Below are 13,538 nucleotides of genomic sequence, written 5' to 3' on the forward strand. Positions count from 1 at the left end.
GAAGCCTTTAATTCGCGCGTTCCGGTAAAGCACTACCGATTAATTCCAAGGCAATGATCGTATTTAAAGACCACTGCGAGGCTTCATTTGTATTCATCCAATCGATCTCATTTAACTCAGTCATATAAGTGACCTGATCAGCTTCCTCCTGTAGATTCACACAACCAAACGGATTCTCCAGCAAAATCGACCAGCACCGCTCTGCCGTCGCTGGATCCTTGCGGTAATATGCTCCATATGCAGCAATGGCTACGCTGAGTACAGGATGCTCAAAACGGAGTTTTCCTGAAATCAACCCTCCTGTAAATGCGTCCTTCTCTTCTTGTGGCAAATTATAAAATACGCCGAACTCAGCCAGCATATCTTCCCAGTCCGGGTCCTCCAGCATTGCCGCCAGCTCGAACCACACCTGCGGACCTCCCATGCTAATGGCTAAATGACGCCCCCAGTTATCGTCGCCCATTCCCGACAATAGGCCAGTTGCCGGATCATAACCATATGTGGGACCAGATAATAGCCGTAAATTTGCCCTTTTGATGCAATCCATGCCTGTTATAATCTTGTCACGATAAGCGGTATCCTCGAACCGCTCCCAGCGGGTCATCCAATTAGAGCTAAAGGCCGCCCAGTCCGGACCGACCCTAACATGAGTCGGGAATTCATCCTTCGGAAAATACGCCCGCATCGGGTCCAGAGTAACTGTTGAATAATCAGCATCCTTTACACTGTCCATAATATCGCCGACCCGCTCGTCTCCGGTCAGATAATAATAGTAGCGATGCAGACCCGCCATGGCGATACGAGCCTCTTTGCAGCCGCAGCCCCAGTGGATGACATTATGCCGCGAGCCTAGTCCGGCGTATTCGCCAAAATGATATACATCTACCTCACTCGTATGCCTGGTCATAGCTTCGGCCATACGGAACACATCCGCTCTCCCGGACCGGAGAAACGTTACCCACAACCACATATTTGGCACCAGCTCGGAATTCTGCCAGGCGCAGCCGCCAAGATCATAGTTCCATACATGTCTGACCGGATCGTAGCTGTGCATGAAATCTCCATAGTCCCAGAATCCATACCATTTGCGCTGCTCGATCTCTTCCTGGTAAAAGGAGATGATCCCGTCCAGCCGCTCTTCCAGATATGCCTTGGCTGGCGTGCTCCGATCAGGCAAACTCCAGAAACCAAAAGCACCCGCATCATGATAATAAGTTGGTTCGCAAACCAGCAATGAAGGTTCTTCAGCTTCTGCCTGCATCCGCTGCAACAATTCATGCCCTGGAGTCTGCGCCGTACACCAGAATGTTAGCTCGCTAGTATTAGCGATACCAAATGGAGTGGCCCGTAATTCTTCTGCACCTTCATACGAGGATTCCACATGTGTTTTCGTATCATAATGCCGCAAGTCCATAGCTGCCGCATCAGGTGACCAGAACCAGACAGTAAGCGCTGCCGCGTCAGTGGCAGTGGAACCAATCTCCATTCCTGCCGGATGCTTACGCCAGAAATTCTTCATCCCGATTGCTAGCCCTCCGCCCTCTGCCCCAACATAACCAAGCCCACCTGCCCGGCGGCCTTCTGCTGCCTTGATCCAAGCGCAGCCATCCTCTGTCCGCTTCCAGATCCCATAATGCTCGGAAGAATCTTGAACCAGCCGAAAGCTGCCCCAAGTGGCGGAGTCATCCAATAAATTAAGGAAATAGGCATCCTCTTCTGGATTAAATTTCACAGCACATCCTGCTACCTGATCGAGGAATAAATCACGGTACTTACCTTTGGTTCGCCGTGTATGCAACGTCTTAGGAGACTCGCTAAACAAGCCGCTATCTCCGGCAAAACGAACATGGCGGTTGTAAAGAGGTCCACGCATCGGCACTGTGAATTCTATTCCCAATCCTTTAATAAAATCCTGCTGTGGATTACCGTCATAATGAAACGTATGAACTAATCGAATAGACTCCAGCCCAGCATAAAAATATAAACGTAACGTATAGGGAAGCCACTCACGAGCACTGTGCGAAGCTTGGTGAAGTCCATCTAGCTTCACCACTGCGCGAACAGGTCCGCCCTGTTCAAGGATGGCACTTAACGTTCGTCCTGCGAATCGCTCCTCACGTATGCTCAGGGTGCCAGCACCCTCATCTCTCTGTTCACGTATACATACAAGCTCGCCATTACTGCATACTTTGGTTCCTTCCGTGTCCGCCGGATTTCTGCGCACAATACTGCGGATAAGACCCTTCCCCTGCTTGTTAACCGTGCAAATAATAACACCTGTATCTATAATGAAAGCTTCCTCTGTTTCCTGCACAGTTAGTCGCTCTGTCACTTCCGTAGCTGGAGTCGCTTGATTTATTGTCATTGTCACTAAGGAATCCTGCTGAATATCCGAATTTTTGTTTACTACCGAGTGCGTGGACCATTTGATGCTCCCGTCTGGCCAAAAAGCTGCTGGCCAGCTTTGCAGCGGCACATGCTTTTCGTTCTTCGGCATACTTAAGCAGAGATTCTTTAACGATTCCCTGCCGAGCGCTCCTTTTTTCCAAGGAACCCCCCAGGTAACACCCACATCAATAGCGGGCTTTTTTAGCCAATGCAGGCCAATCGGCAGAGCCGTAGGCACAACAACCATCTCCTTCATACGTTCTTCGCCGCACGTCCTCTTTACTTTTAAAGAGCTTCATTATTATGGCTTAGTTCTCTATAGCGGCTTGGAGTTATTCCCTCTTGTTTCTTAAAAATCCGGTTAAAATAGCTATGCTGATAACCCACCTGTTCAGCTACATCGTTAATTCGCAGCGAGGTATCACGCAGCAGCTCCTTGGCTTTATCAAGCCGTAATTCGGTCAGATAATCGATGAAATTTTTCCCGGTGACCCGTTTGAATGATTTACTCAGTAAAAATGGGCTGATTCCTGTATAATCCGCACATCCATCCAGCGAAATATTATCCATATAATGCTCATTGATATACATCATGGCATGCTCAATCGTCCGTTTGATTCCGGCATCAGAACGTTCACTCAGCTCCGTCAGATACGGTGCGACTACCTTTTCCTGAAACCAGGCAAGGATAAGCTTCGGCTCATGAATTTGCGACAGTGCCGCGTACAGATTAGCCCCTTTGAACAGTTGGTTTGGATGAATGCCTGAGACCATAATGGCGTGCTGAATACTGCCTAACAAATGAAGCATACCCTGCTGTACATCAATCACTTTTGCCCCATTGGCACACAGTGCCTCCAGAAATTCCTCCAACAGCCGGTAAGCCTCTTCCGCTTCTCCTGTGCGCAGGGCCTGAATCATTCCGCGCTCCAAAGTGAACGAATATTGCGGTTCTGGCGTACTTTGCCCCTCACGATCCAGTAGCTCCATATTAATAATCTGGTTCTCACCACCAAACTGGCGATAACTAGCGGCTTGCTTCGCAGCCTCGAACGCTAGCGGAATACCGGATATCCTTCCAACCGGTGCACTAAACGCCACTGTTACCCTCATTTTTAACATGCGATTAATCGTTCCTGTCAGTTCTTCGCTAAAGGCTTGCACCGCTTCCAGCGATGGATTCGCAACGGGTTCGATAAGAAGTAATCCTGCCGTGAGATCATGGAAATTGATAATATCAGCCTGCTTAAAGTGCTCGGCAGACAATTCTCCGATAATATTGACGGCGGCGAATGATACAAGACTTTCATCACCGTTGCGGAACTTCCCCTCCTGGCTGGAGATGCCTGTAAGCTGAATATAAAGAATAATATAATGACAATCCTCTACTTCCCACTTAAAGCGCCGCATCCGGCTTTGCAGATCCTGCTCAGAATAAGAATATAAATACCCCTGAAACAGCTGATGCAGGAAGCTTTCCTTCACATGTGGAAGCTGCTCGGAAAGAGTGTACTTCAGGGCATGGCTCTCCCCGTGCAAGTTCTGCCAATGCCGTTCAATCAGAATGAACTCATCCTCCCTACTCGCAGCCGCCTCTTGGTCAGGCAACAAAGTCTGCAGCAAACGTCCTATCGGTGAATAGATTTTACGGGAAGCAAACCAAGACAGAATCGCCGCCAGCAGCAAAGCACTAAAGCTAACTAAAAATATCAGTCTTGAAATGAAGACGACAGGTGAAGTTATGCTGGTTATCGGTGATGCGGACACATAGAGCCAGTCTGCGGAGAGTCGGGAAAACTCACCATAAGTCACTGCATATGTAGCCTTACCCCAGTCGAAGAGAAAAGAGGACTCAAGATTTGACTCATGGTTCGCGCCCCGTTCCACAATCTCATTATGCAATGCGGTAAGTAAGGGAGAATCCTCGGCACTGTCTCCAGCAGATACGTACAAATCCCCCGTCGTCTGCAGCAAAAATGTCTCGCCGCTATTATAAGGTGTCATAGTTCGTAGCATCGCAGCTACTTTCTCCGTATCCATGCGGAGCAAAAGAGCCCCGAAGGGCTTCAAGCTTCCGCCCGGAATATGATGGATAAGCGTTAATTCTTTGACATTTGGTTTATTGGGATCGAATGCCCACTGCGTCCAATAGGTGCTTTGTTCAGTATCAATCAATTTGTCATATTGACCAGAAACCATGCTGGAGTCAATCGTGCCATATTCGGGATTAAATAGTAATGGATGATCTCCTGATAGATAGAGTTCAACGTTACTCGTCATCGTGTTCGAGCCCTGCATCACTACGAGTGTCTTCGTAATATCCCAAGCCCGCTCATGATCCTGAATAAAATCAAGGCCATTCAAGCTGTAATCAAACTTGGGATCAAAAGCCCAATGTGCCAGCATCAGCTCCAGATTGGACAGCTGATCATCAATATTAGCCGCCCGCTGTTCAATCTGCCTGTTATGCATCTGCAGCAGCTCGCTCTCCAGACGTCCCCCTGCCATCCAGTAGACAAGCGCACCAATAATAAACCCCGGAATGGATGACACCACCAGCATAATGATCAGGTTTTTCCGATAATACCGGCCTTTACAGCCTGACCAGCCTTTTGTATAACGCTTCCATTTCGCCACATTTCTCATCACTATGCTCTCACCAGCCGAATCAGATAAATTTGAAGTGCAATCGAACCACATTCGTTTTGCTCCTCAGATCCTTTCCAGCCGGATAAAAGCACTAGGAAGGATCTAGTGGTCAGCCTTAGCGTATAATTCGTTCATTTCCTTAACTAAATCATCTCCACCTGTTTTTCTCCATACGTCAAATGCTGATTTCAATTCAGCTTCATCAATTTGTCCTACAATATACTTTATGCGTGCATCGTTAATTACATTGTCGAGTTGAGCACCCTTTTGCGAATATACTGTGGAAATAAAGGCCTCTGCCGGATTAACCACGATCGAAGCTTCATTTGCCTTTTGAACTTCAGTTTGTTTAAGACGCAGCGGCGTTTGTGCTACAGTCTTGGACTTATCCTCAGGAATATAAGCCAATATTTGGTTTAGGCCTTCCACTTCTGACTCCACAAGTACAGTGTCTTTGGAGCGTTCAATAAAACCATCCACCATAGTGTAGTGAGTACCTTCCAAACCAAAACCTAACATCGTTTGTAATTCCGGATTATTGATTTGATCTAGAAAAGCCAGTACCCGTTTCAGTTCTTCTTCGCTCTTCACAGATGATTTTGGAATAGCCAGCATGCCCGAGAAACCAGAGGTCGGCAATGTGTGTAGCTTGCCATCCGTACCTGTTACGCCCCCGCTTACATCTACATAATGTTTATCCGGTTCGTCTTTGCCTTCTTTTTCTAGCGCAGCGTGAATTTTATCATCCACCCGGGCGCCTGTATCGACCACATCGACGATTACTCCTGCCTTATTGTTCACGATCGGATCTGTCCATTTGGCACTGTCCATTACAGCGAAGTCGGAGTTGATCAATTTCTCATCATACAGCTTCTTCATGAACTTAAGCGCTTCCAAATATTCTGGATATTCATGCTCAGGCACCAGCTTGCCATCTTGCACGCCCCATTTATTCGGTGTTCCAAACCATAACTTAATGGTATCAAAACCGCTGGCCCACTGGCCGCTCCATTTGACAAGCACCATGCCATACGTATCCTCTTTACCATTGCCGTCTGGATCTTTTTCCTTGAACGCTTTCAGCATATTGTAGAAATCATCCACCGTCTGCGGTGTTTGCAACCCCACCTTCTCCAGCCAATCCTTGCGGAAAACCATACCGTTACGGCCGAGTACACGCCCCCGATAGATCCCGTAATTCTTCCCATCAATGGCCGAGTTTTTCAGAATAACCGGGTTCGCTTGGCTTAAATTCGGATAATCCTTAAGGTAAGGCCCTACTTCCCAGAATGCACCCGATTTGGCAGCGTTCACAAAACTAGAAGCCTTAACATCCCCCACGTAGATAATGGTCGGCAGCTTCCCAGAAGCTAGCGTAATATTAAATTTATCTGCATAAGATGCATTCGGGACCCACTCAAAGTGGATTTTTGTATTGGTCTGTTTCTCCAGTTCAGCAGCAACCGGACTGCCATCCTTCGGATAATTTGTTTTGAATATCGGCAGCATGAGGGTCAGATCCAGCGGGGACTCGCTTTTCTCTTCTCCAGTATTACTACTTCCCTCACTTTTGCTGTTAGAACCTGCAGATTCATTACCTGAGCAACCTGCAACAACAGTTGTAACCATCATAGCCACAAGTAAAAGTAACAACCAGCGCTTCTTTTTTACCGAACGATTAGCTTCCATTATTATACCTCCAAATTGGAATAAGTTAAGTTTGCTATCCTTTAACAGAACCCAGCATCACCCCTTTAGCGAAATGTTTTTGCAGAAATGGGTACACACATAAAATTGGTAGAGTACCTACTACAATAACCGCCATTTTAATCGACTGCTCCGGTGGCTGCACAAAGCTTGGATCCATAGAACTCATATCGCCAGCCGCAGATTGGGATAACATTACGATCTGTCGCAGCATCACCTGCAAAGGCCATTTTGTCGGATCCGTAATATAGAGCAGTGCCGAGAAGAAATTGTTCCAATGTCCCACAGCATAGAACAACGTAAATGTAGCGAGAACCGGTTTGGATAAAGGAAGGACTATCTTCCACAACAAGCCCAGCTCAGAACAACCATCAATACGCGCCGCTTCTTCCATTTCTATAGGCAGCTCCTGAAAAAAGTTTTTGACAATAATCAGGTTAAAGGCGCTAATTGCTCCCGGTAAAATAAGAGAATTGAGCGTATCCAGCAGATGCAGCTCCCGAATGACGAGATAGGTTGGAATCATTCCTCCACCAAACAGCATCGTAAAAATAACAAGGTTGAGTACCAAATTACGGCCCATCAGATATCGTTTTGCCATCGGATAAGCCATAGTTACCGTGAAGAATAAATTAACGACAGTTCCGATTACCGTAACATAAATAGAAACCCCTATACTGCGCATAATCGTATCTGTTGAAAAGATAAACCGGTAGGCGTCAAAAGAAATCGTGGTCGGGATCAGGAATACGGCGCGTTTAGTAATTTCCGCATCTGTAGCGAAGGAGCCCGAAACCACAAAGAGGAAAGGGAGAATCGCTACGATCCCGATAATCCCTAAAAATATATAATTGAATATATCAAATGCAGTTCCACCCGTACTCTTGTATTGTTTGGCCACAGCAAGCTTCTCCCTTCTCAATAAAGTCCAGATTCACCAAATTTTTTGGCGATCCAATTCGTCCCGAGCACAAGCGTCACACCGATTATTGATTTAAATAATCCAACAGCCGTGCTGTAACTAAAAGCTCCCTGGGTAATCCCCAGTGCGTATACATAGGTATCGAACACCTCACCTACTTCACGATTAAGAGCATTCATCATTAAATAAATTTGTTCAAAACCGTTATCCAAAATCGTTCCCATCCGAAGAATAAGTAAAATAACGATTGTACTGCGGATAGCAGGCAACGTAATATGCCAAATCTGCCGCCACCGGTTCGCACCATCTACTACCGCAGCCTCGTATTGCTCCACATCTACACCGGCCAGCGCTGCCAGGAATATAATCGTCCCCCAGCCGCACTCCTTCCAGATCGTCTGGAGAATAATCAATGGACGGAACCAGTCAGGATTAGCTAGAAAGTCTATTTTCCTGCCTGTAAACGTATACAAAAACTCATTTACAGTCCCGCCTTCCGTAGTTAGAAATACATAGCTCATACTGGCCACAATGACCATGGATATAAAGTGCGGAACATAAATCATCGTTTGTATCGTCTTTTTATAGAAGGAAAGCCGTATTTCGTTTAGAAGCAGTGCCAGAATAATCGGCGCCGGAAAAAAGAAAATCAAATTATAAAACGATAACAATAACGTATTGCGCAGCAGCATAAAGAAATCAGGATTCTGGAAAAAAACACGAAAATGCTCAAAACCTACCCATTCACTTTTCTGAAAACCAAGGAACGGCTGGTAATTCTTAAAAGCCAGCAGCACGCCCCACATCGGAACATATTTGAAAACAAGAAAATAAAGGACTCCAGGGAGCAGCAGAATATATAACCATTTATCACGTTTAAAACGTTTCCATCTTCTTACCCGGATATTTCGATAGGTCTGCGGCTTTGGCTGTTGTTCTGCAGTTCCCGGAACTGTTACGTGCTTCATCCTGTTCACCTCCATTTGTCATGTACAGCTCGCGATTACTGTAGCCATGGATTACTGCAATCACCCTTACTGCGACTCCTATTATGCTGCTAGTGATTTTTTCCAGCAATCGGACTTTTTTGAACGCTTTATATAAGCTAAAAATCCCATTTTATCTAAAAAGTCCAAACCGCGCAAAAGTTTACTATTGTCCGTAAGACATTAAGCACCTATGATTCCAAGTGATGATTTCCAGCAAATGTTTACCTTAAAGGAGGAACTGAATTGAAGAACAAGCTATACTACGGTGCTGCTTGGTATCCCGAGCTATGGAGTGAAGAGGTGCTTAAGCAGGACATCCTTCTAATGAAAGAAACGGGGATTAATATCGTACGAATCGGAGAATTCATTTGGTCTGCTTTGGAGCCAGAAGAAGATAAGATTGATATCGGCCCCGTCGTGAAATATATCGAAAGGTTACATAGAAACGGAATTGACACAGTAATGTGTACGCCGACACCTACACCCCCCATCTGGCTTACTCATGGACATCCTGAGCGCTGTTATGTGGATGAAAGCGGAACGGTAATGGGACATGGAGCACGGCAGCATATCTGTACGAACAATCCTTATTTTCGTGAGCGGGCAGCCATTATTACGGAGCATATTGCCAAGGAGACCGGAGCACTGCCGGGGTTAACCGCCTGGCAGCTCGATAACGAATTCAAAGCGCATGTGGCGGAGTGTATGTGTGAGACCTGTAAAGACTTATGGCATATCTGGTTACAGCAGCGCTACAGCTCCATTGAAAGGTTGAATGAGGCATGGGGAACAGCCGTCTGGAGCCAAACTTATCAACGTTTTGATCAGGTGCCACAGCCAGGACCCGCACCTTTCCTCCACAATTCATCCCTGCGGACGATGTACCGCTTATTTTCAATGGAAAAGATCGCTGAATTCGCCGATGAGCAGGCTGATATTATCCGCCGCCACTCCACTGCGCCAATTACCCACAACAGCAGTGTCGCTTTTCATCTAGATAATGAGCGGCTATTTCAAAATCTCGACTTTGCTGCCTACGACACCTATGCCTCACAGGAAAATATGCATGCTTATCTGCTTAACTGTGATCTGTGGCGAAATTTCAAGGCGGGAAAAGATTTCTGGATAATGGAGACCGGACCCTCGTTTGCCGCATCTCTAGTGAGTTTTGGTGTGCCCCATCCGAACGGATATCTGAAGGCAGAAGCGGTTGCCGCCTATGCGCTGGGTGCAGGTGCATTTTGCTATTGGCTCTGGCGCCAGCATAATTCCGGAAGTGAACAAACACATAGCTCGATCCTTAGTGCCTGGGGAGAACCAGCTCTAGGGTACGTTAATGTGCTGGAGGCCAATCAAGCACGGCGGGAAATTGAACAAATTATGCTCTCCACCCGGCCCCTTCGGGCAGATGTTGCGATCACCTATTCGGACAGAACCAAAGCTTATCTCGCAACTGAACCTCATCGGAAGCTAAATTATCGTAGTCTGCTGGGCGATTTCTACAAAAGAATTCTTCATATGGGCATTCACAGGGATCTGCTGCCCGAAGGTGGAGACTTAACCGGATACAAGCTGTTATTCACTCCGTTCGTACATTATTTGTCCCCCGAGTATGTGCAAAGTGCCCTGGCCTTCACAGCAGCTGGCGGGATTTGGATTGTCGGTCCTCTTACCGGAGGACGAACGAAGGAGCATACCCTTCACACGAATGCCGGACTTGGGGAATTGGAGCGGTTAGCAGGCGTCAAAACTAAGTTTACCTATCCGCTGGAATCAACAGGCACGATTGGACACGCTTTTGGGGTATCTGCTCCCTTGTCCTTGTGGAGTTCTGTTTTTGAACCCGTTTCAGAGTCCGTTTCCAGTATCGGAATGATTACGGAGGGGGTTACGCCGGGGTTGTCCTTCCTGACGGAGCAGCCTTACGGACAAGGCACTATTGTTATGCTGGGTTCAATGCCTGCCGGTGAAGAAGGCAACCTAATGTTATGTAAACTCATTGATCATTATGCAGAACGTGCTGGTGTTACCCTACGCAGTGATGTCACTAAGGGAACCCTTGTCTGCCCTAGAAGCGATGACCAGGCTGCCGAAGTCTGGACCCTTGTAAATATGGATGGACACGGGGGAAGTCTCACACTCCCGCGGGACGGACATGATGTTCTCTCAGGCAAATCCGTGGCCTGCGGCCCCCTCTCCCTTGGTGCATATGAGTACCGAGTAATCCGGTTATAAATACTTATCCTTGCAGCATAAAAAGCCGCTAACTCCTTAGTCACCCAAGCGGTTAGCGGCTTCGTTTCCCTTATTTTAACTTTTAATAACGCCTTTTTTAAGAATAACGTTCCCATACAACGCTTCTTCACCAGTAACTATAACTGCATAACTTTGCTTAGAACGGTTATAGAAATCAAAACGTTCCTCCTGTTTAATCGTGGCTTCAGCATCATGTTTGGCGATGATTGTCTCGTATGTGGACCAAATGACCGGCACAGTTGGATCTCCTGCAACCACTGCCATAAAAGCCACCTGTTGCTCTGCGTAATGATCCAGAGGTAACAACTCTAAAATGGCATCCAGCAGTTCAGGAATACCGATGCCATCATATCTCAGTACCCTCGGATTCAACGAATGTCCGGGATAATTCGCATCAGCCAATACAAGCTCATCCCCATGACCCATCTCCATCAGAATGCGTACCAGCTCCGGAGACAGCAGCTTAGGAATTCCTTTTAACATAAGGCACCTCTTTACTTCCCATAAAATGATCGCAACGCTACCAGCTCATCAATCCGATGCTGCGGCAATTCTCTCTCCCCGCCAATCATCCGGGTAATGAAGGTGAGCTTGGCGGTATACTCAAGCCGCTCCATATTCAGATATGCTTCCATAACATCTTCTCCCCAAGTAAGGGCTCCGTGATTCTCGAGCAGAACCGCAGTTTTTTTGCCCAGGAAAGGCATCAGTGAATCTGGAATTTCTTCCGTCGATGGTGTTCCATATTCCGCCAACGGAATATCTCCGATCATAATCACCGACTCTGGCATCATCATCTTGTCGAGCGCCTCACCTTTTATGGCAAATGCAGTAGCATACGGGGGATGTGCATGGACCACACCCTTCATCTCTGGCAGCTCATTATAAATTCTTAGATGCATTTTTGCTTCCGTTGAGGGCCTGTAGCCTTCAGCTGCTTCAAGGACTTCACCTTGCAGATTCACTTTTACAAGCATATGAGGCTCTAAATATCCCTTACTCACCGCTCTGGGGGTAGTCAGAATTACATTCTCTGATAAGCGAGCAGAAATATTCCCATCATTAGCCGCGATAAAATCTTTATTAAACAGGTTTCTCCCGATATCACAAATCTGCAAACGTAATTTTTGTTCCAAGGTATCCATAGGGTTTCTCTCCTCGTATCCTATTTTTCACAAACCTTCACCAAAGAAGGCTGATATGTCTTAAAGGCAAAAGATCTTTCCACTACCTGCTTGCCCCCGGAGATTTCCAGTTCCCCAAGGGCAGCCAGTTGAATAATTATATTGCCAATTGCACTGGCTTCCACAGGCCCTGCTACAACTTTTCTCCCCGTAATATTAGCGGTAAGCTGACAGAGCAGTTCATTCTGAATCCCACCACCGACCATATGAATGATATTGATTTTTTTGCCGGTGATCTCTTCCATTTCGTCAATCGTATGGCGATAGGACTCTGCTAAGCTCTCAAGTATGACGCGTATAATCTCAGCTTTCGTATAAGGGGCTTGCTGGCCTGTTCGTTCGCAATATTCTCTAATCCGTTGGGTCATCACACCGGGTGTACTGAACAGCTCGTCATTCGGATCAATAATTGCTGGAGCATGATTTATGGTTTCGGCTAGCTCAACCATTTGGCCTTGGCTGACGTATTTTCCCGCTTCGGCCCAATTCCTTTGCAGCTCCTGCAAAATCCATAGTCCCGTTATATTTTTGAGCAAACGATTAGATTGGCCGTAACACTGCTCATTTGTGAATCCGTATTCATAGCTTTTCTCTGTAATGACAGCTTTAGGCGTCTCCATGCCCACTAACGACCATGTACCACAGCTAATAAATGCTGCATCTTCCTTTAGAGAATAAGGAATAGAAGCTACTGCTGAAGCCGTATCATGAGAAGCACCCGCAATTACCTCCATTAAACCTACGCTAAGCTCCTCTTGAATTACCGGAAGGATAGAACCAATAACCGTTCCCGCTTGAACCCGTTGTGGCACTATACCAACCGGGATATTAAGCCTGCTGAATACTTCAGTGGAGACTTCACCAGATACAGCGTCCATTAAGCCACTTGTACTCCAAATCGTGCTTTCTGCTGCCGCGATACCAGAGAATAAATAGTGGAACAGGTCTGGCATCATTAAAATAGTATCTGCAACCTCTAGCAGAGAATCGTTATCCTGAAAATCAGCAAACAGCTGATAAACCGTATTAATCAAGCTCGGTTGAATACCTGTAATGCTAAATTGCTCCCTTGGTGGAAGCAGCGCCTCCAACCCTAGACGATGACTTCCCATTCTCCTATCCCTATAATGATGGGGGGAATAGAGCAACATCCCTCTTTTATCAATAAAACCGTAATCGACTCCCCACGTATCCACGCTTAGAGACCTCAATTTTCCATGCGCCCTATAAGCTCTCTGGATTCCTTTTTTCATTTCGTGGAAGAGCTTCAAAACATCCCAATACAAATGCCCGCCAACATACACCGGCGTATTAGCAAACCGATGAATTTCTTCTATGCGAAGGGTGTTACCGTCATACAATCCCAACATCACTCTTCCGGAACTGGCGCCAAGATCCATAGCCAGAAGCTTAATCGTATCACCCATTTCAAGCACACCTGCT

The 13,538-nt window shown here is 46.6% G+C and carries 9 protein-coding genes; 1 reads left to right on the forward strand and 8 read right to left on the reverse strand.

All coding sequences use genetic code 11. The features are described 5' to 3' along the window. Positions 1-7: 7 nt before the first annotated feature. The 5 genes from MKY14_RS19355 to MKY14_RS19375 are packed head-to-tail and all read right to left on the reverse strand — an operon-like array spanning position 8 to position 8,634. Positions 8-2,644 carry an exo-rhamnogalacturonan lyase family protein gene (locus MKY14_RS19355; protein WP_445255200.1) on the reverse strand — a complete coding sequence of 879 codons (2,637 nt, stop codon included), beginning with the start codon at positions 2,642-2,644 and terminating at the stop codon, positions 8-10. A 29-nt stretch (positions 2,645-2,673) separates the two neighbouring features. After that, the gene (locus tag MKY14_RS19360) at positions 2,674-5,088 is read right to left on the reverse strand and encodes a helix-turn-helix domain-containing protein (protein ID WP_081383251.1); all 2,415 of its coding nucleotides are present in this window, start codon (positions 5,086-5,088) and stop codon (positions 2,674-2,676) included. A 51-nt stretch (positions 5,089-5,139) separates the two neighbouring features. Continuing rightward, entirely contained in the window at positions 5,140-6,726 is a 1,587-nt protein-coding gene (locus MKY14_RS19365; protein ID WP_076130714.1) for an extracellular solute-binding protein, read from the reverse strand. A 34-nt stretch (positions 6,727-6,760) separates the two neighbouring features. Beyond that, entirely contained in the window at positions 6,761-7,645 is an 885-nt protein-coding gene (locus MKY14_RS19370; protein WP_076130713.1) for a carbohydrate ABC transporter permease, read from the reverse strand. Between the two features lie 17 nt (positions 7,646-7,662). Further along, the gene (locus MKY14_RS19375; protein ID WP_036675672.1) at positions 7,663-8,634 is read right to left on the reverse strand and encodes an ABC transporter permease; all 972 of its coding nucleotides are present in this window, start codon (positions 8,632-8,634) and stop codon (positions 7,663-7,665) included. Positions 8,635-8,898: 264 nt separating this feature from the next. On the opposite strand from MKY14_RS19375, the gene MKY14_RS19380 reads away from it, so the two are divergent. Further along, positions 8,899-10,890 carry a beta-galactosidase gene (locus tag MKY14_RS19380; protein WP_340977134.1) on the forward strand — a complete coding sequence of 664 codons (1,992 nt, stop codon included), beginning with the start codon at positions 8,899-8,901 and terminating at the stop codon, positions 10,888-10,890. Positions 10,891-10,965: 75 nt separating this feature from the next. Here the strand turns inward: MKY14_RS19380 and fucU are convergent, their stop codons facing one another. The 3 genes from fucU to MKY14_RS19395 are packed head-to-tail and all read right to left on the reverse strand — an operon-like array spanning position 10,966 to position 13,522. Next, entirely contained in the window at positions 10,966-11,394 is a 429-nt protein-coding gene (gene fucU, locus MKY14_RS19385; protein WP_076282757.1) for an L-fucose mutarotase, read from the reverse strand. Between the two features lie 11 nt (positions 11,395-11,405). Further along, positions 11,406-12,056, reverse strand: coding sequence for a class II aldolase/adducin family protein (locus MKY14_RS19390; RefSeq protein ID WP_038569477.1), 651 nt, complete (start codon positions 12,054-12,056; stop codon positions 11,406-11,408). Positions 12,057-12,076: 20 nt separating this feature from the next. Beyond that, positions 12,077-13,522, reverse strand: a complete 1,446-nt coding sequence (locus MKY14_RS19395; protein WP_340977136.1) for a rhamnulokinase — start codon at positions 13,520-13,522, stop codon at positions 12,077-12,079. Positions 13,523-13,538: the final 16 nt, after the last annotated feature.

It is taken from the genome of Paenibacillus sp. FSL R5-0887 (assembly GCF_038002305.1).
Taxonomy (GTDB): Bacteria; Bacillota; Bacilli; order Paenibacillales; family Paenibacillaceae; genus Paenibacillus_AQ; species Paenibacillus_AQ odorifer.

Coding starts and splice junctions, on each gene's coding strand:
- MKY14_RS19355 (WP_445255200.1), bottom strand. CDS start 2,644: ATGAAGGAGATGGTTGTTGTGCCTACGGCTCTGCCGATTGGCCTGCAT.
- MKY14_RS19360 (WP_081383251.1), bottom strand. CDS start 5,088: ATGTGGTTCGATTGCACTTCAAATTTATCTGATTCGGCTGGTGAGAGC.
- MKY14_RS19365 (WP_076130714.1), bottom strand. CDS start 6,726: ATGGAAGCTAATCGTTCGGTAAAAAAGAAGCGCTGGTTGTTACTTTTA.
- MKY14_RS19375 (WP_036675672.1), bottom strand. CDS start 8,634: ATGAAGCACGTAACAGTTCCGGGAACTGCAGAACAACAGCCAAAGCCG.
- fucU (WP_076282757.1), bottom strand. CDS start 11,394: ATGTTAAAAGGAATTCCTAAGCTGCTGTCTCCGGAGCTGGTACGCATT.
- MKY14_RS19390 (WP_038569477.1), bottom strand. CDS start 12,056: ATGGATACCTTGGAACAAAAATTACGTTTGCAGATTTGTGATATCGGG.
- MKY14_RS19395 (WP_340977136.1), bottom strand. CDS start 13,522: ATGGGTGATACGATTAAGCTTCTGGCTATGGATCTTGGCGCCAGTTCC.